This window comes from Flavobacterium gelidicaeli, from assembly GCF_013294005.1.
Classification (GTDB): Bacteria; Bacteroidota; Bacteroidia; order Flavobacteriales; family Flavobacteriaceae; genus Flavobacterium.
The window spans coordinates 93914-113417 of record NZ_JABSNK010000007.1 but is presented as its reverse complement, the minus strand read 5'-3'; the positions used below and the strand labels follow the sequence as shown (position 1 = coordinate 113417).

General features: G+C 33.1%; 16 protein-coding genes, 1 tRNA gene and 1 pseudogene. 7 read left to right on the top strand and 11 right to left on the bottom strand.

Annotated features, from left to right (window positions below):
- Nucleotides 1-40 precede the first annotated feature (40 nt).
- Genes HNP99_RS11985 through HNP99_RS11965 form a run of 5 tightly spaced genes read right to left on the bottom strand, consistent with a single transcriptional unit; the run spans nt 41 to nt 7359 of the window.
- Nucleotides 41-508, bottom strand: coding sequence for a thioredoxin family protein (locus tag HNP99_RS11985; protein WP_173853626.1), 468 nt, complete (start codon nt 506-508; stop codon nt 41-43).
- A gap of 41 nt (nt 509-549) precedes the next feature.
- Nucleotides 550-2100 carry a peptide MFS transporter gene (locus HNP99_RS11980; protein WP_173853625.1) on the bottom strand — a complete coding sequence of 517 codons (1551 nt, stop codon included), beginning with the start codon at nt 2098-2100 and terminating at the stop codon, nt 550-552.
- 31 nt (nt 2101-2131) lie between these two features.
- The gene (locus tag HNP99_RS11975) at nt 2132-3646 is read right to left on the bottom strand and encodes a peptide MFS transporter (protein ID WP_173853624.1); all 1515 of its coding nucleotides are present in this window, start codon (nt 3644-3646) and stop codon (nt 2132-2134) included.
- Between the two features lie 22 nt (nt 3647-3668).
- Nucleotides 3669-5183, bottom strand: a complete 1515-nt coding sequence (locus tag HNP99_RS11970) for a peptide MFS transporter (protein ID WP_173853623.1) — start codon at nt 5181-5183, stop codon at nt 3669-3671.
- A 7-nt stretch (nt 5184-5190) separates the two neighbouring features.
- On the bottom strand, nt 5191-7359 hold the full coding sequence (locus tag HNP99_RS11965) for a S9 family peptidase (protein ID WP_173853622.1): 2169 nt from the start codon (nt 7357-7359) through the stop codon (nt 5191-5193).
- A gap of 181 nt (nt 7360-7540) precedes the next feature.
- Here HNP99_RS11965 and HNP99_RS11960 point away from each other — a divergent pair, with 181 nt between their 5' ends.
- A complete protein-coding gene (locus HNP99_RS11960) occupies nt 7541-8857 on the top strand; it encodes a hydroxymethylglutaryl-CoA reductase, degradative (protein WP_173853621.1) in 1317 nt (438 codons plus the stop codon).
- Nucleotides 8858-8978: 121 nt separating this feature from the next.
- On the top strand, nt 8979-9890 hold the full coding sequence (locus HNP99_RS11955; protein ID WP_173853620.1) for a GYDIA family GHMP kinase: 912 nt from the start codon (nt 8979-8981) through the stop codon (nt 9888-9890).
- Nucleotides 9891-10413: 523 nt separating this feature from the next.
- Here HNP99_RS11955 and HNP99_RS11950 read toward each other — a convergent pair.
- From HNP99_RS11950 to HNP99_RS11925, 6 genes are all read right to left on the bottom strand, one after another.
- A complete protein-coding gene (locus tag HNP99_RS11950) occupies nt 10414-12510 on the bottom strand; it encodes a peptidylprolyl isomerase (RefSeq protein WP_173853619.1) in 2097 nt (698 codons plus the stop codon).
- Nucleotides 12511-12617: 107 nt separating this feature from the next.
- Nucleotides 12618-13877 carry a hemolysin family protein gene (locus HNP99_RS11945; protein WP_173853618.1) on the bottom strand — a complete coding sequence of 420 codons (1260 nt, stop codon included), beginning with the start codon at nt 13875-13877 and terminating at the stop codon, nt 12618-12620.
- A 3-nt stretch (nt 13878-13880) separates the two neighbouring features.
- A complete protein-coding gene (locus HNP99_RS11940) occupies nt 13881-14075 on the bottom strand; it encodes a hypothetical protein (protein WP_173853617.1) in 195 nt (64 codons plus the stop codon).
- Nucleotides 14076-14092: 17 nt separating this feature from the next.
- Nucleotides 14093-14647, bottom strand: a complete 555-nt coding sequence (lptC, locus tag HNP99_RS11935; protein WP_173853616.1) for an LPS export ABC transporter periplasmic protein LptC — start codon at nt 14645-14647, stop codon at nt 14093-14095.
- Between the two features lie 41 nt (nt 14648-14688).
- Nucleotides 14689-15939 carry a hypothetical protein gene (locus HNP99_RS11930; RefSeq protein ID WP_173853615.1) on the bottom strand — a complete coding sequence of 417 codons (1251 nt, stop codon included), beginning with the start codon at nt 15937-15939 and terminating at the stop codon, nt 14689-14691.
- Entirely contained in the window at nt 15932-16666 is a 735-nt protein-coding gene (locus tag HNP99_RS11925; protein WP_173853614.1) for a type III pantothenate kinase, read from the bottom strand. The genes HNP99_RS11930 and HNP99_RS11925 overlap by 8 nt, the downstream gene beginning before the upstream one ends.
- Nucleotides 16667-16765: 99 nt before the next feature.
- Here HNP99_RS11925 and HNP99_RS11920 point away from each other — a divergent pair.
- The 5 genes and pseudogenes from HNP99_RS11920 to HNP99_RS11905 all read left to right on the top strand — a co-directional run bounded on the left by HNP99_RS11920 (nt 16766) and on the right by HNP99_RS11905 (nt 19501).
- Nucleotides 16766-16838: transfer RNA gene (locus HNP99_RS11920), tRNA-Phe, on the top strand.
- 610 nt (nt 16839-17448) lie between these two features.
- A pseudogene (locus HNP99_RS17880) lies at nt 17449-17544 on the top strand (transposase-like zinc-binding domain-containing protein); the annotation flags it as partial.
- 21 nt (nt 17545-17565) lie between these two features.
- Nucleotides 17566-17868: a helix-turn-helix domain-containing protein gene (locus HNP99_RS11915; protein ID WP_173853613.1), complete on the top strand. Its 303-nt coding sequence runs from the start codon at nt 17566-17568 to the stop codon at nt 17866-17868.
- A 107-nt stretch (nt 17869-17975) separates the two neighbouring features.
- A complete protein-coding gene (locus HNP99_RS11910) occupies nt 17976-19214 on the top strand; it encodes a hypothetical protein (protein WP_173853612.1) in 1239 nt (412 codons plus the stop codon).
- 26 nt (nt 19215-19240) lie between these two features.
- The gene (locus HNP99_RS11905; protein WP_173853611.1) at nt 19241-19501 is read left to right on the top strand and encodes a DUF4212 domain-containing protein; all 261 of its coding nucleotides are present in this window, start codon (nt 19241-19243) and stop codon (nt 19499-19501) included.
- The last annotated feature ends 3 nt before the right edge of the window (nt 19502-19504 follow it).

The following is a 19504-nucleotide window of genomic DNA, read 5'->3' as shown; positions in this document are numbered from 1 at the left end:
GAAGAGATTACTTTAATATAATTAACTAAAAAAGGAAAAACTACGATTTATTTCCATTTACAATCTTATCAGCTACTGCTAACCAAGCTGTTGGACCGCCAGCAACATACCCTGTACTACCCAAACCTTCAAAATTCACTTTATCGTTTTTAGTTATTCCCTTAGCAAAATGAATTGTTGGAAAACCTTGAATACCGAAAGCTTGCTGTAATTCAATGTTTTGCGCTTTAATTTCATTAGTTTGAGGAGTTCTTCTTGGATAATCTAATTCTACCAAAACAACATTTTCACTCGCCCACTTTTTAAATTCTGGAGTTAACAAAACCTCTTTTTGCAAACGAATACACCATCCGCACCAGTCACTACCAGTAAAGAACAATAATAAAGGTCGCTTTTGTTTTTCACTAACAGCAATTGCTTCTTTTACATTAGTATGCCAAACTAGTTCTTGAGATTGCGCAAACTGCACCCCAAAAATCAATAAAAATAGTATTACAATTTTTTTCATTTTATTATATTTTAAATAATCTTTTTCAAGGAAAATACTTTTTACTTTACACCGTGCATTAATTTTTTCATCAATGGAGACAATAACACCATCAATAAACCAGCTCCAACAGGTACAATTGTAAAAATCAAAAAGAAAGTAGACAAACTATACTGATGTGTAATTGTTTCAATCATTCCTCCCATTGATCCTGCAATTTTGTTTCCCATACCAATGAAAAGGTAATAAACTCCAAACATGATGCCAATCCATTTAGCAGGAACCAATTTACTTACATAAGACAATCCTACCGGAGAAATACACAATTCACCTAGTGTATGGAATAAATAAGCAGCAATCAACCAGAACATACTTACTCGAACTACTGATACCGCACTAGTATCAATACCCATACTTCCATATGCTAAAAATCCAAAACCTAAACCTAATAAAGTAAGTCCTAATCCAAATTTCATAGGACCAGAAAGATTGTATCTACTCTCCCACCATTTAGAAAATACTGGTGCAAAAACAACTATAAATAACGAATTTAATATTCCGAACCATGTTGCTGGCACCTCAGTACCTGTAGCAGAGAATTCTCTACCTACTTTCCAAAGAACAATTGCCCAGATTATCACAAAACTGATAGACAAGATTATATTTCCTTTAGAATATCTTTTAAACGTTTTAGAAAATAATTTAATCAATACATAAGTAATAATCAATAAAGGAACTATTGTTAATAAAGTATCGGCTATTTTAAATAATGAAGCACTACTACCAAACAATTCTCTTTGCGTAAATTTCTCAGCAAAAATAGTCATTGAACCTCCAGCTTGCTCAAATGCAGCCCAGAAGAAAACGGTAAATACTGAAAAAATCAAAACCGCAATAATACGATCGCGAACAATATTAGCAGGTACTTTAACTTGTGCTGCTTTGTCTAAAGATTCTTGCTTAGAAGCTGCTGTTGGTTTTAAACCAATATTTCCAAAAATGTCCTGTGTAAAATAAAATTGTAACATCCCGAAGAACATAAATATTCCGGCTAGACCAAATCCCCAGCTCCAAGATATTTTTTCTCCAATGTAACCACAAAGCATAATTCCTAAAAATGCCCCAGCATTTACTCCCATGTAATATAAAGAGTAAGCACCATCTTTTTTCTCAGGATGACTTTCATAAGCATTAGATATTATCGAAGTCATATTAGGCTTAAACAAACCGTTCCCTACAATCAAACAACCAATACCAATATACAACATAAGTGGCGTTTCAAATGCCATTGAAGCGTGACCCAAAGTCATTGCTAAAGCACCTAAAATTACTGCCCAACGATAACCTAAATATTTATCTGCTAAAAAACCACCTATTACAGGAGTAAAATAAACCGACATGGTATACGTACCGTACAATCCTAAAGCATCCTCTACACTCCAGGCCCAACCACCTTTGGCAATTGAAGAAGTTAAAAACAATACTAATAAAGCACGCATTCCGTAATAAGAAAAACGCTCCCACATTTCTGTAAAAAACAAAACGAATAATCCTGCGGGATGACCTAAAACAGAATCTTTAAAAAATTGATCCGAAGAAGTATCTTGACTCATATAAATATATTTAATTGTAATCTAATAATTATTATTTTTCGTTATCCTCAGCACCGTGAGTTAAACGATTAAGTGGTTTTAGCAACATTAAGAACAAGGCACCTATGACAATAGTAAAAACTAAAATACCCATAAAAACAGCATACTCACCTAAAGCACTCGCTGATTCTCCAATAATTCCCGCTACTTTATTCCCTAAACCTGTTGCAGCAAAATAAACTCCCATCATTAACGATGCGTATTTAACTGGCGATAATTTAGTAATAAAGGATAAGGCAACTGGTGAAATACATAGCTCCCCAATAGTATGGAATAAATATGCCATTACCAACCATAACATACTTGATGAACCTACTTTTTCGAATTCCATTGTAGCAAATACCATGAATAAAAAACCAAAACCCATGATAATGATACCAATCGCCATTTTAAAAATTGAAGAAGCTTCTTTTCCTTTTAATTTTCTTTTGGCCCAAAAAGAAGCCACAATAGCAGCAAAAATAATGATAAAACCTGCATTCAAACTTTGAAACATTACCGTAGGAACTTGCATTCCTAATAGCATTCTGTCTGTTTTAGAATCAGCATATAAGTTCATTAACCCTCCAGCTTGCTCATAAGCTCCCCAGAAAATAATTACCATTATAAACGATAATAGTAAGACTAAGAAACGGTCTTTATCTTGTTGCGAATCTAATTCTTTGTAAATCATCATCATTAAAGCAGCAATTACTGTCAAAAAGATAAATAATAATCCAAATCCCCATCCTAGACTATACCACCCAAAAAGAGATACAATTGCCAAAGCAATAGTAACCGTTAATTGTTTTTTGGAAGTCAATAAATTCTGAAAAAGCACTCCATAAGAACTTTCGTCAACTTCTTTTTTGTCTTGAACTTCTAAATTACCAACATGTGTCAAGTATTTTTGCCCCCATACATAAACAACAAGTCCTAAAACCATTGCAATTCCGGCTAAACCGAAACCAGCATGCCATCCGTATTGTGCTACAACAAAACCAATAACCATAGTTGCTAGAAGAGATCCTGTATTAATTCCGATATAGAAAATACTGAATCCTTTATCTCTACGAATATCACCTTGTGCATATAACCCTCCTACCATGGTAGAAATATTAGGTTTTAATAAACCAACACCTAAAATCACTAATCCTAAACCAGTATAAAACGCCCATGTATCTGTAAAAACTAATACACCGTGACCAACACAAAGTATAACTGCTCCTAAAAGAACAGCCTTCTTTTGCCCTAATAACTTATCAGCTATCATTCCTCCCGGAATAGACATAACATAAACTAACATTGTGTACCAACCATATAAAGCAAGTGCTTCTTGGCTAGTCCAACCCAAACCTGGTCCTCTTGCGTCACCCATTGTTTCAGTTGTCATATAAAGCACTAGTAAAGCTCTCATTCCGTAATAAGAAAAACGTTCCCACATTTCTGTAAAAAACAAGATATACAATCCGATCGGGTGACCGAACAATGTTGATTTTAAATGAGCATCTGCAGTAGTGTTTGACATATTTTGTTTTTTGGTTTGTATTCTATTTAACTTCTTGCATTAATTTTTTCACCAGAGGAGAAATTGCAATTAAAATAACACCTGCAATTAATGCATAAATTGCTAAGTCTTTATATCCATCGGCATAAACCGATAATTTTTCTAAATTCGTTGCGTGTTCTGAAGCTTCGGCAATATTTGCACCTAATAAACCTGCAAAGTATTGACCATACGCACTTGCTAGAAACCACATCCCCATCATTACTGCTTGGGTTTTATGTGGAGAAAGCTTTGTCATTACTGACATTCCTATTGGCGATAAGCATAATTCTCCAAAAGTAATTATAAACCAACCAAAAGTAAACAAATCTAAAGAAGTTTTCCCATTTGCGTCAGCAAAGAATTTTGTGTAATAAAAAACATAAAATCCTCCAGCCAAAAATAGGAAACCTAATCCAAACTTAACCACCGTATTGGGTTCAATTTTTCTTTTGTGCATCCATAGCCATACCAAACCTACTAAAGCAGCAAAAATAATTACAAAAAATGAATTCGCTGAATTGTTAACTCCGTTAGCGTCTAAAGGTATCCCAAGTACCGTATTATCTAAATTATGTGCTGCAAATAAACTTAAAGAACCACCACTTTGTTCGAAAAAAGCCCAAAAGAATATTGAAAAAATAATAAATACTAAAGCTGCAAATAATTTTTTATTTTCTGAAATAGATAAATTTCTCATTTCGTAAAACAAATACAATAAGGAAGCAGGTCCAATGATAAACATGAATATATCCGTATATTCTGTATTAGAAACCATGGTCATAATAATAGGAATTATTACTAATGATCCTATATAGGTAACTATTTCAAGTGTTTTTCTTTTCGATTTTTCTAAATCGGCTAAAGGAGAAAGTCCTATATCTCCCAAATTTTTTTGGGTTTGTGTAAAAGTCAATAAACTAATTAACATTACAAAAGCCGCAAAGCCAAAGGCTACATTCCATCGTAAATGTGGCGGAACTATTGAGGTTAACATTGATCCATTTGCAACAGCGATACATAGATATCCACCTATTAAAGCGCCTAAATTCACTCCTGCATAAAACAATGAAAAACCAGCATCACGCCTGTGATCATCATCTTTATATAATTTCCCTACCATTGTAGAGATATTTGGCTTAAAAAAACCAGTTCCAATAATGGTGAAACTTATTCCAAAAAAGAAAAACTGCTTCGGATCATACGCCAGAATCATACTTCCAACAATCATTAACAATCCTCCCCAAAAAAGGGATTTTCGATAACCTAAAATTTTATCGGCAAACAAACCTCCAATAAAGGTAAACGCATAAACAAAAGCTTGTGTGGCACCGTATTGCAAATTAGCAACCCGATCATTCATAGCAAGCTCACTTACCATAAATATAACCAACATTCCGCGCATTCCGTAGAAACAAAAACGTTCCCACATTTCGCTAAAAAACAAATACCACAATTGTTTTGGATACTTGCCTTTGAAGTTTTGAATTTCTTCTAAAGATAAATTTGTTGCGCTCATTACCCGATTACAAGTTAGCTTTGATAAAATTAGTCATTTTGTTATATAACTGAATTCTAGTCATACCACCATATATTCCGTGATTTTTATCTGGATAAATTTGAGAATCAAATTGTTTGTTAGCTTGAATTAAAGCTTCCATCATTTGCATCGAGTTTTGCACATGTACATTATCATCTCCGCTACCGTGAATCAATAAAAACTTCCCTTTTAAGCCATCTACATAATTTATAGGCGAATTATCATCGTATCCACTTGCATTTTCTTGTGGTGTATGCATGTATCTTTCAGTGTACACACTATCATAAAATCTCCAGTTTGTTACTGGTGCAACAGCAATAGCCATTTTAAAAGTATCATTCCCTTTAAAAAGACAATTAGAAGCCATAAAACCACCAAACGACCATCCAAAAATTCCAATTCTTGCTTTATCAACATAAGGATAATCACCAATTACTTTAGCAGCATCAATTTGATCTTCTACCTCATATTTTCCTAATTCTAATTGCGTTACTTTTTTGAAGTCGGCTCCTTTGAAACCTGTTCCCCTACCATCAACACAAGCAATAATATAACCTTGTTGCGCTAGCATCATGAACCAATACTCATTTGAACTTCCCCAAGCATTAACTACTTGTTGCGATCCTGGCCCTGAATATTGATACATGAATACTGGATATTTCTTTGCAGCATCAAAATCTTTTGGCTTGATCATCCAAGCGTTTAACTCATTTCCTTTAGCCGTTTTTAAAACAAAAAACTCTTTTTCAGGTAAATCATATGCTTTTAAACCATTGGATAAAGCCGCATTATCTTCAATAACTTGTAATTCTTTTCCAGCTTTAGCTTCGTTTAAAGTAAACACGGTAGGTTGAGCAGCACTTGAAAAAGTGTTTATAAAGTATTTAAAATTTGGACTGAAGGTTGCATCATTTGTTCCAACTTTATTAGCTAAAACTTGTTTGCTCTTTCCGTTTAAACCAATACTATAAACAGCTCTATTAATAGAACCATTCTCTGTAGATTGGTAGAAAATAGTACTTGATTTTTCGTCAAAACCATAATACGAAGTCACTTCCCAGTTTCCTTTAGTAACTTGATTTTTTAATTTCCCGTTTTTATCATAGACATAAATATGGTTGAAACCGTCTTTTTCACTAGTCCATATAAAACTATTGTCTTTCAAGAAGGTCAAATTATCAGTAATATCAACATAGGCTTTGTCTTTTTCGTTCAAAGCAACTTTTACAGCCGCTGTAGTTCCGTCAATAAAAAGCAAGTCCAAATTATCTTGGTGACGATTTAAAACCTGAGCTGATAATACATTGGCATCATTTGTCCATTGCATGCGTGCGATATAGAAATCTTCGTAATTCCCTAAGTTGACTGCCTTAGTAGTATTTGCGGAAGCGTCATAAATATGTAACGACACTAGCGAGTTCTTCTCACCTGCTTTTGGGTATTTAAAAGTTTCAACTGTAGGATACAAAGCAGTACCAAACATTGACATAGAAAATTCAGGAACTTCACTTTCGTCAAAACGAATATAAGCTAATTTCTTACTGTCTTTACTCCAGTCAAATGCTTTTACAAATGCAAATTCTTCTTCGTAAACCCAGTCCGTAATTCCGTTTATGACAGCGTTTTTCTTTCCGTCAGTAGTGATTTGCGTTGTTTTTTTAGTTGCCAATTCATACACAAAAAGATTATTGTCTTTTGCGTAAGCGATCATCTTACCATCTGGAGAAAACGTAGGCTCTTGAATTTGAAAGTCAAACAACTTTGTTAATTCTTTATTTGTAGTATTAAATAAATAATAATCTGCTGTAAAAGAGTGGCGAAAGATTTGATTTGAGTTACAAGCTAACAAAATCATTTTTTCGGTAGCGTCAAATGTGTAACTATCAATCGCTGGTAAAGTAGCGTAATCTTTAGTATTAATTAAAGTAGCGGTCTTTTTTAGAGTAGCAAAATCGTATAAATCGATTTGCATTGTTCTCGTTGATCGATCATAATTTAAGACCGTGTATTGATTTGAATTTTTCAAAGATTGTAATTCATCCATTCCTTGCGTGCGAAATGCACCTGTGTAAATTTCTTCAACCGAAATTTTTTGCTGTCCGAAAACAGTAAAACACAAAAATAAAAATAAGACCGAGAATTGTTTAGATTTCATACTATTGATTTATATGTAAAAAAGAGTTCAATTTTAGTGAAAATTTTACAATTAATTTACATTTTGGGTGTTAAATATTCAAAACAATATTTCATAGGCAGTTGTAAACCTACTAATTTAATCGCTTTCAAAAGCACTAAATCAGTATATTTGCGGTAAATTACATTATAATCAATTGAAAATGAATAACCCTATCGCTGGATTTTCAAAATTATCCAAAGAAGAAAAAATAAACTGGATTGCAAAAGAATACTTTTCGTCTCCTACTGATGCTATTGCATTAATTAAAAACTACTGGAATACAGACGAAAAACTACAGAAATTACATGATGAATTTATTGAAAACACCATCACAAATTTCTATATACCATTAGGCGTTGCTCCAAATTTCTTGATAAACGGTAAATTTAGCACTGTTCCTATGGCTATAGAAGAAAGCTCTGTTGTGGCTGCGGCTTCAAAATCGGCTAAATTTTGGTCCACTCGTGGCGGATTTAAAGCTACCGTGATCGATACTGAAAAAATAGGCCAAGTGCATTTTATCTATAAGGGAGACGAATCTAAACTAGCCTTATTTTTCGCTCAAATAAAAAATAAATTTTTCTCTAATACCGAAAGCATAACTAGAAACATGCAAAAACGCGGTGGCGGAATTTTAGATATTAAACTAAACGATAAAACAAATTTACTACCAAACTACTTTCAGCTTCATGCCACTTTTGAAACTAAAGACAGTATGGGTGCTAATTTTATCAATTCATGTTTAGAACAATTTGCCAAAACTTTAAAAGACGAAGCACAAGGTTACGCCCTTTTTAATCCCGAAGAAAAAGACATTCAGGTAGTCATGAGCATCCTTTCAAACTATGTTCCCAACTGTATTGTTCGCGCAGAGGTTTCTTGCCCAGTAGATGATTTAAAGGAAAAACAAATAAATAATCCCTTAGATTTTGCACAACGCTTTGTGCAAGCAGTACAAATTGCCGAAGTAGAACCATTTAGAGCAGTAACACACAACAAAGGAATCATGAATGGTGTTGATGCAGTTGTCCTGGCTACAGGAAATGATTTTAGAGCCGTAGAAGCTGGAATTCATGCTTACGCCTCTAAGTCTGGTCAGTACACTAGTTTGTCACACGCTAAAATTGAAAACGGAATATTTACTTTTTGGCTCGAAATCCCATTAGCTTTAGGAACCGTAGGCGGACTAACTTCGCTTCATCCTCTAGTTAAACTGTCACTTGAAATGTTAGAGAATCCATCGGCTAAAGAGTTAATGCAAGTAGTTGCCGTTGCGGGTTTAGCACAAAATTTTGCTGCTTTGCGCTCTCTTACAACAACCGGAATTCAAGAAGGCCACATGAAAATGCACCTCAATAACATCTTGAATCAGTTTGACACTAACGACAAAGAACGCCATGCGATCAACAAACATTTTAAACACAATACCGTTACACATAGCGCTGTGGTAGCTTTCATCGCCGAATTACGAAAATAATTTTTAGGAGCTAATCACGCTATCCGCTATATCCAGCCTTTTTTTCGTCCCTCTCTAAAGGCTGGGATGCCGCTACTATCGCGGCTGAAAAAAAGACAAAAATAGGAACAAATTTAGTACAATGAAGAACACTTATTACAGCAACGGAAAACTACTAATCACCGGAGAATACCTGGTTCTAGACGGCGCAAAAGCATTTGCATTACCTACAAAATTTGGCCAAAGCCTAACAATTGAACAAGGAGACAACCAAGTCATCCACTGGAAAAGTTACGACAATGACAAAAGTGTTTGGTTTGAAGACTGTATTTTATTCAACGAAATCATAGCGCCAAAAAACAGCTACTCATCTGTAAAAGATACCTTAATTACTATTTTACATCAAGCCTACCTAGTAAACCCTAATTTTATAAACAATAAAAAAGGGTATCGTATAACTACTGAACTTACTTTCCCTAGAAAATGGGGACTAGGAACATCATCTACATTAATTAACAATATTGCACAGTGGCTAGAAATTGATGCATTTGAACTGCTTAATACAAGTTTTGGGGGGAGCGGTTATGATATTGCTTGCGCTCAAAACAACAACCCTATTATCTATCAATTAGACAAAGGTAAACCTGTAGTTAAAAAAGTAAATTTTGATCCTGAATTTACAAAAAACATTTATTTTGTATACCTTAATAAAAAACAAAGTAGTAAAAATGCCATTGCTAATTATCAAAAAAACAAGAGTCACCATTTAGATAAAGATATTGCTACAATCAACGCGATAACCATTGATTTACTAAACGCAACTAACATTGAGCAACTTAACCAAGGTATTGTAAAGCATGAAGCTAAAATGAGTCATATATTAGAAACTACCACTATTAAAGAATCTATATTCCCAGATTTTCATGGAGAAATAAAAAGTCTAGGCGCATGGGGAGGAGATTTTGTAATGGTCATTTCCCAATTAGATCCAATAGATTATTTTAAAGAAAAAGGTTATGAGACTCTACTTACCTATGCTGAAATGATATTATAACGTCATCTCCTAATGAATTAGACTCTTAAAAAAACCTGATACTCTCATTATAAAATTAGAGTATCAGGTTTTATTATTTAATATTGCAAGCCAATTTGAAAATTTAAGACTGCTTTGCGCCATTATTATTTATTTACCCTTGGAAGTATCTTAAAAAGTTTGAAGAGTTATTATTACTAATTTGCCTTTTTTAATCAGTCACAGCGCATTTATAGGGATTTTTAACAGCATTAAAATTACCCACAAACTTAACTAAAACAACACAAACTGTAATTTCACGCATTTGATTTGGCAGACTTAAAGTCTACAATGGTCGTTTGCAAAAAATAGTAAAAATCAGCGCAGACTAAATTGATTCCCACAGAATAAAACCTTTTGATTACATTATTTTGAGGTCAAAATTTTATAAGCTAAAGCAATATAATGTACTTAAAGCACATAGTCTTCAACTCCATTTAAGGCATAAAAAAACCCGATACTAAGTATCGAGTTTTTTTATGGAATTAATAATAACTACTTAATATTAGTAATTAAATTGTTTTCTATTGTCTTTAATCTCAGCGTTATCTTTAAGAGCAGGTAAAACTCTGTTTACATCTCCTGCAGATTGTGCTTTTAATTTAGCAATATAAGGTGCAAAATCTTTAATAGATGGTGCTTTTACAGTACTCATGTTTTTTACAACATAAACTCCTGTAATTCCTTCAATAGGACCAGATATTTTATTAGCAGCTAATGCAAATGCACTACCTACTACTTGTGGTTCTTGACCAGCACCCACTAATGTTGGGTTATCAAGAGTTACGTCAGTAGCTTGTTGTATTGTTGAACCAGCTGTTTTAGCAATTGCTTCAAGAGAGCTTCCCGTCATTTTTCCTTTGATGATAGCCGCTTTTTTCTTGTTTTTAAGAATTGACTCCACATAAGGTCTTGCTTGTGTCACAGATGCTAAACCTGAATCGTCGATACTCTTAACACGAGCAATAACGTGACCAACATTAGCAACTTCAAAACGTTTAACAGTTCCTACTTTAGAATCATCTTCAAAAGCCCATCTTACAATAGTTCTTTGATTTCCTAATGGTCCAAAGTTCTCTTGCATTGCAGTAATCGTTGCAGGAGCAGCAATAGTTAGACCCATATCTTTAGCAACTTTAGTAAAGTCTTTATCTGTAGCATCCATTTCAAACTTAGTTGCTTGTGTAAAAACTCTATCAGAAGTAGCTTCAGAAGCTTCAACTTTTTGTGCAATTGTAGCTAAACGTATTCCGTCTTGCTTGTCTGTAATTTTTATAATATGAAATCCAAAAGGAGTTTCTACTAAACCTACTTTTCCAATTCCGTTATTGAACACAAAATCATTAAATGGTTTAACCATTTGGTTTGGTCCAAAATATCCTAAATCTCCACCTTGTTGTGCTGATGAATCATCAGAACTACTAAAAGCCAACATTAAGAAACTATCCGGATTAGCATTTACTTGTGCCAAAATTTCTTCTGCTTTAGCTTTAGCTTCTTCTTTTGTTCTTTTTTCTTTTTGGTTTGGAACCTGAGTTCCTTCATAACTAATTAGGATATGACTTGCTTTAGCATTTACCCCTAATTTTTTACCCATTGATTTAGAAATACAATAGTATTTTCCAAACATATAAGGTCCATAAACTTCTCCAGGAGCAAGATTAAATAATTGATCAGCATCAACAGCTGGCAAATCTTTCTTCGCAATATAAGTAGAGTCATAAGCAACATCAGAATTTGAATTTACAAATTCAATTGTGTTTTTAGCTGCTTTAAATCCTGATAAAGTATCGTTTTTATTTGTTGCTTGGTTATAAACAACACTTCCTGACAACAATCCTGTTATTTTAGCTTTAACCTCAGCAACATCTTCTTTAGAAGGTTTGTCTTCGATTAACACATATTCTACTTCACGAGATTCATCAGCTTTGAATTTTTTCTCGTTTTTCTTCATGTAGTCAGTAATTTCAGCATCAGTAATTTTTACATCACTGTCTTTTACTGTCGAATATAAACCAGCAACATAAGCAAAGTTCACTTTGTTAGCTTCCATTTCATATTTCAATTTCCCTTCACTAGCAGTTGTATATACAGCTGATTTGATCAAAGTATTGTAAATTTGAAACTTTGCATTTAACTCTGCATCTTTTTCTCTGTCTTTTAAAAACTGAGCTTGTGCAGGGTTCGCTTTAAAGTATTCTTTAAATTTGTTTAAATCAAACATTCCAGCAGCATTCATAAACATTGGGTTTTTACCAATACTTTGATCTGCTTGTAAAACTTCTAAGATATGTTTTTCACCTACTCTCAATCCTAATTTATCAAACTCAGATGTTAATAAAGCAACCGAAACTTCTTGATCCCATACTTTATTTGCTGCAGCAGTAGAAGAGATTCCTTCACCACTTTTTTCAACATTACTAACTTTGAGTCTGAAGTCTTCAAATGAAATACCATTTCCATTAATACTTCCTACGTCTTTTGATGTACTGTTGAAACTACCACTTTTGAATAAATCACCGATGATAAATGCAAATAAACCTAATGCAATAACTGCAATCATTAAAGCGGAACGTTGTCTAATTTTTGATAAAACTGCCATTTTTATTGTTGTTAATTTTATATTCAGTTTGCGAAAATACAATTATCTAATTAATAATTATACTAGTAGCGTTTTATTTTACAAAAAAAATATTTTTATAAAATAAATTACTCTTTTATGGTTAATTTAACCAATTCAATTTTCTTGTTTGTTGCCTCTTGTATTTCAAAATGATAGTTCCCTATCGTAATCTCCTCACCTACTAGCGGAATATCATTAGCAAAATCTACGATAAAACCTCCTAATGTTCCGTAGGAATCACTTTCAGGAATGGCTAATTTATAGGTTTGATTTAAATATTCAACATCAAAACGTGCAGAAAATACAAATTGATTTTCTCCAAGCTCTTTTTCTATCAGTTCCTCATCTGAATCATGCTCATCTTCAATCTCCCCAAAAAGCTCTTCTACAATATCTTCGATAGTAACAATTCCAGATGTACCTCCGTATTCATCCAAGACAACTGCAACACTCTTGCGCTTCTTTGTCAACAAACTCATGACGTCTTTTATAAATATAGTTTCAGGAACAAATTCAACCGGAATAATTATAGAGCTAATCGTTTCAGGTTTTTTAAACAAGTCAAATGAATGTACATACCCTAAAATATCATCGAGTGAATTTTGATAAATCAAAACCTTAGAATACCCTGTTTCTATAAACAAATCCTTTAAACTCTCAATAGAATCAGTCATTTCAATGGCAACAATTTCTGTTCGCGGACTCATTACATCTCTCGCTTTTACACTTGAAAAGTCTAACGCATTTTGAAACATTTGAATCTCCGAATCTACTTCGTCATCATCTTCAACCGTACTCATTTGCTCATTAATGTAATCCCCCAATTCAATTTTTGTAAAAAACAACTGCACTTGATCACCATCAGTTCTAAAGAATTTTTTCAATACAAAATCTGAAACCCAAATGAAAAAAGTAGAAATAAAATAAAAAAGCTGATAGAAAAAGTATGCGGGAATAGCAAAAACTTTAATTAAGGTATTTGCATATATCTGAAAAAATACTTTAGGTAAAAATTCTGCAGTAAGCAACACTAATAAAGTTGATAAAACAGTTTGAATCAACAAATTAGAAAGATCTGAAAAATGATAAACTAATGAATTAATCCAGCGCATTAACAACTCACCCATGAAAAAACCATATACAACTAAAGCAATATTGTTTCCAATAAGCATTGCTGCAATAAACTTAGACGGCTTTTCAGTAAGTTTAGTAAGTATTTTTGAAAGGAAATTATCTTGTTTCTTTTCGATTTCAAGATAAATTTTATTTGAAGAAATAAAAGCAATCTCCATTCCAGAGAAAAAAGCACTCAGTATTAAGCATAATATAATAATGCCAATTTCCATAAATTATGATTTATTATTACGGTCTGCCATTTTTTTAGCAAATTTCCTTCTGAAGAAAAACATAAAAACAGCAAGTCCTGCAATTAGCAGACTTAAAACCGGTGTCGCCTGAGGATCGCTCCATTTAGCAATGCCATCATAGATAAAATAGCCTGCAAAAATAAGATAAATGTAAGGCGTGTATTTCATGTAAGTCATAGGGTAATTTTTAAATTTTATTCAGCTGAATCAAATTCACCTGTTATTTTCTGTGAATTTACTATTTTAAAATCCCTACTAAAGTCAATACCTTGACCGTTAGAAGATCCTTTAATATCGGTAAATTTAAACCTTTTTTCAGTAAAAAACCATTCATTTTTCTGATCGTAATACAATTGCTCTGTTTCAAGCAACTGCCCTTTTTCGGTAGCAATTTTCACTTTTCCTTGTAAATCAATGATACCAGTCTCTTTATACGAAATAGCATAATTAGACGTTACTCTAGTTTTTTGTGCTTTATTATCATAAAAAGTCACATCAATCCCTTTTGGGAATTCAGTAAAAGGAAAACTAACACTTGAAAAATCAAGCATTTTAGGACTAATTAAGATCACTTTTATCAAGCCTGAATCAGTGTATTTTAAATCCACATTATCAGCATCACCACTAGGTGTGAATTCAGTAAAATTAATCTTTTGCACCTCCTTAAAGTTACTTTCGCACCCTAAACACAGAGTCACAGCAAGAGCCGTGACTAAGAGTAATATTCTATATTTTTTTAATATAATCATTTATAAATACTGACTAAGAAACACATACATAATCATTTTTATTAATCAAACTTTCTTTTATTAAACCACTTATCGCTAAATGAAAATCCAACACTAATATTAGCATAATTTTCCTGTACTAAACCTGCATTAGTCGTTCCTCTTTTCCCTAATTCTAAACCAATATTGATATTAGAAAAAGTTCCAGAAACCGGCATCCCTATACCTAAAGTCAACGCCATATCATTAACTGACTCCGAGTTAATTACCAATCCAGTTTTTTCGTAGCGTAATCCTCCTCTATAAACAATGCGTTTAAGGTAATTATTAAACGAGTTGTAATTTGGAATAAAATAACCTCCTAAACTCACACTTCCGTAACGACCGTATTCCACATTTGAAGCCATATTATAACTGTTTGCCTCGCCTGGTGATTTTTGATACGAAACCTTACCTCCTATAAGCCATCTTCTTGCTTCTCCAATACCAGCACTTACTGACAGTTTACTTGGGAAAGTTAATTTATTCTTTGTTGTTTCTTCGCCTAAAACATCAACAGTTGAAATATCGAAATTAGAATTATAGAATGCTGTAGAAATATTTCTAGTATTTCTAGAATTCAAAGTATTTTCTAATGTATAATTAATCGCTCCGTAAAGATTCAATTTATCTGTAAATTTTCTTTGATACATAGCGCCAAGATTAAAATTAACCCCAGATAAATTAGCTGTATTCATTTCACTTGTCCCAATAGTAACTCCAGTTATATACTCAAAACTAGTCGTTTCTATTCTTCCAAAATTATAATTAACATCAACACCAACACTAAAATTAGGATTAATTTTATACCCTACACCTAAAAAAGCTTTATTCAAACCACCTGATCCGTTATACCTGCTGCTAATTGCATCAGTAACAGTTGACAAAGATTGTATTTTATATCCTACTGAAGAATAAGGAATCAAACCAAAACCAACCCCTAATTTACCCATAGGTAATCCTACAGCGAGATAATCTAAAGTTGTTCTTCTTGCTTTTTCTTCATTAGTATCAGATTTTAATCTTGTTGTATTATAAGTACCTCCAACAGTAAAAGTAGTTAGTTTTAGGTGAGCAAAACTTGCTGGGTTTTCTAAATTAATATGAATACTATCTTGTTCTACTGAAACACCACCCATAGCACGGTTTTCTGCAGTTCCTTTAAACCTAACTTCACCAATACCGTAAAAAGAATATGGTGATGAAGAACCCTCTTGAGCAAAGGAAACTAATGACAAAAGCAAACAAGCGCTTATAATAATTTTTTTAATCATTTTTGATTTTATATTGAAATGTTTGGTTTAAACTCTCTAAAAGAAAATTTGAATTGGCAAATATGGTATTTTTTAATCGTTTAGCCAAAAAAACTGTATCGCCGCCCGTTAAAATTATTATAAAATTTATGCTCAGTGCTTTATATTCATCTATAAAACCATCCATTTCATAGACCAATCCATTTACAACACCTGAATGAATTGACTCTGAAGTACTGTCGCCAATAAATCCCACAGGACTTTCTAATTGCAACAACGGCAACTTTGAAGTAAAATTATGCAATGCTTCATAACGCAATCGCAACCCTGGCGAAATGGCACCCCCCAAATAATTATCATTTGCATCAATAAAATCATAAGTAACACATGTACCTGCATCAATTACTAACCTGTTTTGATTAGGGAATTGCAATGTGGCTCCTGTTGCCAATACCATTCTATCAATACCTAATGTTTTAGGCGTAGCATATTTATTTACAAAAGGAAACAAGTCATCATGTGAAACAAAGTGCACAATAACGTCTTTATCAAAACTTAAAAAAAGTGTTTTAGCAACATCACCCACCGAAGCCACTACCAAATTCTTGATTCCTTGAAAATTAAACAGAATTTCTTTAATTTTTTTTTCAAGATCATTTTTATCAAATACAAAAAACTCCAACATGGTATCCTGCTCAAAAACAGCACCTTTAATTCTTGTATTTCCTATGTCAATTGTTAAAACCATAAACTCCTTTTTGATCCCGCAAAGGTACGAATAGATTTTTTTTTAAAATTATATTGCACAAACAAAAAAACATTCTATATTTGCAACCGCAATACGCAAGGTACCTTAGCTCAGATGGTAGAGCAATGGACTGAAAATCCATGTGTCCCTGGTTCGATCCCTGGAGGTACCACAAAACCCACTAAGCAATTAGTGGGTTTTTTGTTTCAAGTAATATCAGTACTATTTTCAAAATAGTTTGAGCTGTATCGAGAACTTCAATTGCATCTCGACAGTACTAGATGTAAAAAAATTAAGTTTGACAATATTGTACTTATTTTTAATACGAACCTATGCATTGCTTTATACCTTTTACAGCAAATCAACTGATAACTTTTTACCCGAAAAACTCCTAATTTATCTAATGGCTTTAATTTTGGAATTACAAAAATCTTTAAATCAAGAACCAAACTTGCGGAATAAGATTTCTTTAAAAAGAAAATTTGTTCTGTGAGTCATCAAGATTAATTTTACATTGACCATCTTTAATCTGAAATAATTATCCCTTCAGTCGCAATTACCCCTTTTCTAACTCAGCCTTAAATCGATAATCAAAACCAACTTACTTGGTTGCATTATTATTTTATCAGAAATCACTTTGGATATTAGTTTTACAAAAAAAATATCAAAACCCCAACAAAATCAAGTATTAGATAGTATTTTCGTAAATTAAACAATATATTTTTACATTATTCTCTTTCACATTATTACTAATTTAGTATATTTATGCAAATTAAATATACATGGAGATATTATCGTGCCCAAAATGCCAAGACAATCACATCATTAAAAGTGGCGTTGTCAACAATAAACAAAGGTATCTATGTAAAAAATGCAACTACTTTTTTACTGTTAATAAAATGGGAAAAAAAATAGACGATTACTATGTTACTAAAGCTTTACAACTCTACCTTGAAGGATTAAGTTATCGAGAAATTGAGCGTATTATAGGGGTTTCACACGTTACCATAAGCAACTGGGTAAAGTCATTCAATATAAAAAAACCATCACACGGCAACTACCATCCTACTTACAAGATATTTAACCACTTAGAATTAGTAGAATACATTAAAAACAAAGATTTATTATCCGGTGCAGGAATGATTATAACCGAACTTGGTGACAAGTTTATGCTTATAAAATGGGAGCGTTTCAAAGATTAACTATACTACTTTACAATTATATATATCTTATTTTTTTTTCTTAACAAAAAATTAGAATTTGGTACTATTAAAACTAACCATTTTATTAACCAAACTTATAATTTATCATGAAAAAAATTTATTCGATTGCGGTAATTATGTTGCTATCACTTAAAGGTTTTTCTCAAGGCTCTCCTGATTATGGTGCCGGAATGAAATTCAACTTAAATGATGACGGGTCTAAATATCTTAGAGTATTATCTTGGGCACAAGTATGGGGCCAGTATAACTCTGACCGTCCTCTTGATGGAAACGGAAATGAACAAGCTGATCTTGACTTCAGCGTTAGAAGAGCACGTGTTTTACTATACGCTCAAATAAACAAAGACTTTTTAATTGTAACTCACTTTGGATTAAACAGCCTCAACGCTACGACACTTAGCCCAACTGGAAAAGGTGATGGCTCCCAATTATTTATGCATGACGCCTACGTGCAATATAGCCTTGGCAAAAACAACGCTGTTGGTGGTGGTCTACATTACTGGAACGGAATTTCTCGTTTAAACAATCAAAGTACTTTAAATTTAATGACACTCGACAATCAAAGGCAAGCCTGGGCAACGCTAGGGTTATCTGATCAGTTTGCGAGACATATAGGCGCTTACGCAAAAGGAGCATTTGGTAAATTTCAATACCGAGTTGCCATAAACGGCGCCGCTACAAACAACTTACAAGCAACAACCGTACCTACAAATGGTGGTGCTGCAACCTATACCGGAACAAGACTTTTAGGCTCTAAAGAAGCTGGAAGAACATATGCTGGTTATTTTGAATATGGCTTTTTAGATGCCGAAAGTAACTTCCTCCCTTATAAAGTAGGAACCTATTTAGGAACTAAAAAAGTATTCACCATAGGAGCTGGATTTTTTGCACATCCTAACGGTGCTGTAATTGCAGATCTCGCAGGAAATTTAAGCGGAGAAAACGTCACTATTTTTGGACTTGATGCTTTTTATGACGCACCTATAGGTATACAAGGCGCTGCGCTTACTGCTTATGCTTTATACCAAAACTCTGATTACGGAAAAAACTACACCTTAGGGACTACTTACGAAACTGGATCTATGCTTCACGGACACGTAGGCTACGTTATTCCTGGAAAATCAAAAACCCGTTTCCAACCTTATCTTTCCTATGATAACCGAAAAATAGACGCCATAAATGACAATGCTTCTCAAATAGGTATTGGAGCAAATGCCTTCTTTAGCGGACATAATTCTAAACTTACACTAGAATACCAAACTTTAAAATACGCTACAAACAAAGCCGTAAACACTATTACGCTTCAAGCAATGATTTACCTATAATCTATTCATTTTTAATCTAAAGTATTATGAGCACTAAACAAGATAAAGCGTCAGCTTATTGGAAGGAAAACCTAAGATACCTTCTTATTTTATTAAGCATTTGGTTTGCTGTTTCCTATGGAGCAGGAATCATTTTTAAACAAGCACTCGACTCCATAAAATTAGGTGGCTTCCCACTGGGGTTTTGGTTTGCTCAACAAGGTTCAATTTACATATTTGTCATATTGATATTTGTCTACGTTCGGTTAATGAACAAACTAGATAAAAAATACGGATACGACGAATAATTT

Bases quoted from the DNA above. Each gene is read 5' to 3' on its own strand.
- HNP99_RS11985 (WP_173853626.1), bottom strand. From the start codon at position 508: ATGAAAAAAATTGTAATACTATTTTTATTGATTTTTGGGGTGCAGTTT.
- HNP99_RS11980 (WP_173853625.1), bottom strand. From the start codon at position 2,100: ATGAGTCAAGATACTTCTTCGGATCAATTTTTTAAAGATTCTGTTTTA.
- HNP99_RS11975 (WP_173853624.1), bottom strand. From the start codon at position 3,646: ATGTCAAACACTACTGCAGATGCTCATTTAAAATCAACATTGTTCGGT.
- HNP99_RS11970 (WP_173853623.1), bottom strand. From the start codon at position 5,183: ATGAGCGCAACAAATTTATCTTTAGAAGAAATTCAAAACTTCAAAGGC.
- HNP99_RS11965 (WP_173853622.1), bottom strand. From the start codon at position 7,359: ATGAAATCTAAACAATTCTCGGTCTTATTTTTATTTTTGTGTTTTACT.
- HNP99_RS11960 (WP_173853621.1), top strand. From the start codon at position 7,541: ATGAATAACCCTATCGCTGGATTTTCAAAATTATCCAAAGAAGAAAAA.
- HNP99_RS11955 (WP_173853620.1), top strand. From the start codon at position 8,979: ATGAAGAACACTTATTACAGCAACGGAAAACTACTAATCACCGGAGAA.
- HNP99_RS11950 (WP_173853619.1), bottom strand. From the start codon at position 12,510: ATGGCAGTTTTATCAAAAATTAGACAACGTTCCGCTTTAATGATTGCA.
- HNP99_RS11945 (WP_173853618.1), bottom strand. From the start codon at position 13,877: ATGGAAATTGGCATTATTATATTATGCTTAATACTGAGTGCTTTTTTC.
- HNP99_RS11940 (WP_173853617.1), bottom strand. From the start codon at position 14,075: ATGACTTACATGAAATACACGCCTTACATTTATCTTATTTTTGCAGGC.
- lptC (WP_173853616.1), bottom strand. From the start codon at position 14,647: ATGATTATATTAAAAAAATATAGAATATTACTCTTAGTCACGGCTCTT.
- HNP99_RS11930 (WP_173853615.1), bottom strand. From the start codon at position 15,939: ATGATTAAAAAAATTATTATAAGCGCTTGTTTGCTTTTGTCATTAGTT.
- HNP99_RS11925 (WP_173853614.1), bottom strand. From the start codon at position 16,666: ATGGTTTTAACAATTGACATAGGAAATACAAGAATTAAAGGTGCTGTT.
- HNP99_RS11915 (WP_173853613.1), top strand. From the start codon at position 17,566: ATGGGAAAAAAAATAGACGATTACTATGTTACTAAAGCTTTACAACTC.
- HNP99_RS11910 (WP_173853612.1), top strand. From the start codon at position 17,976: ATGAAAAAAATTTATTCGATTGCGGTAATTATGTTGCTATCACTTAAA.
- HNP99_RS11905 (WP_173853611.1), top strand. From the start codon at position 19,241: ATGAGCACTAAACAAGATAAAGCGTCAGCTTATTGGAAGGAAAACCTA.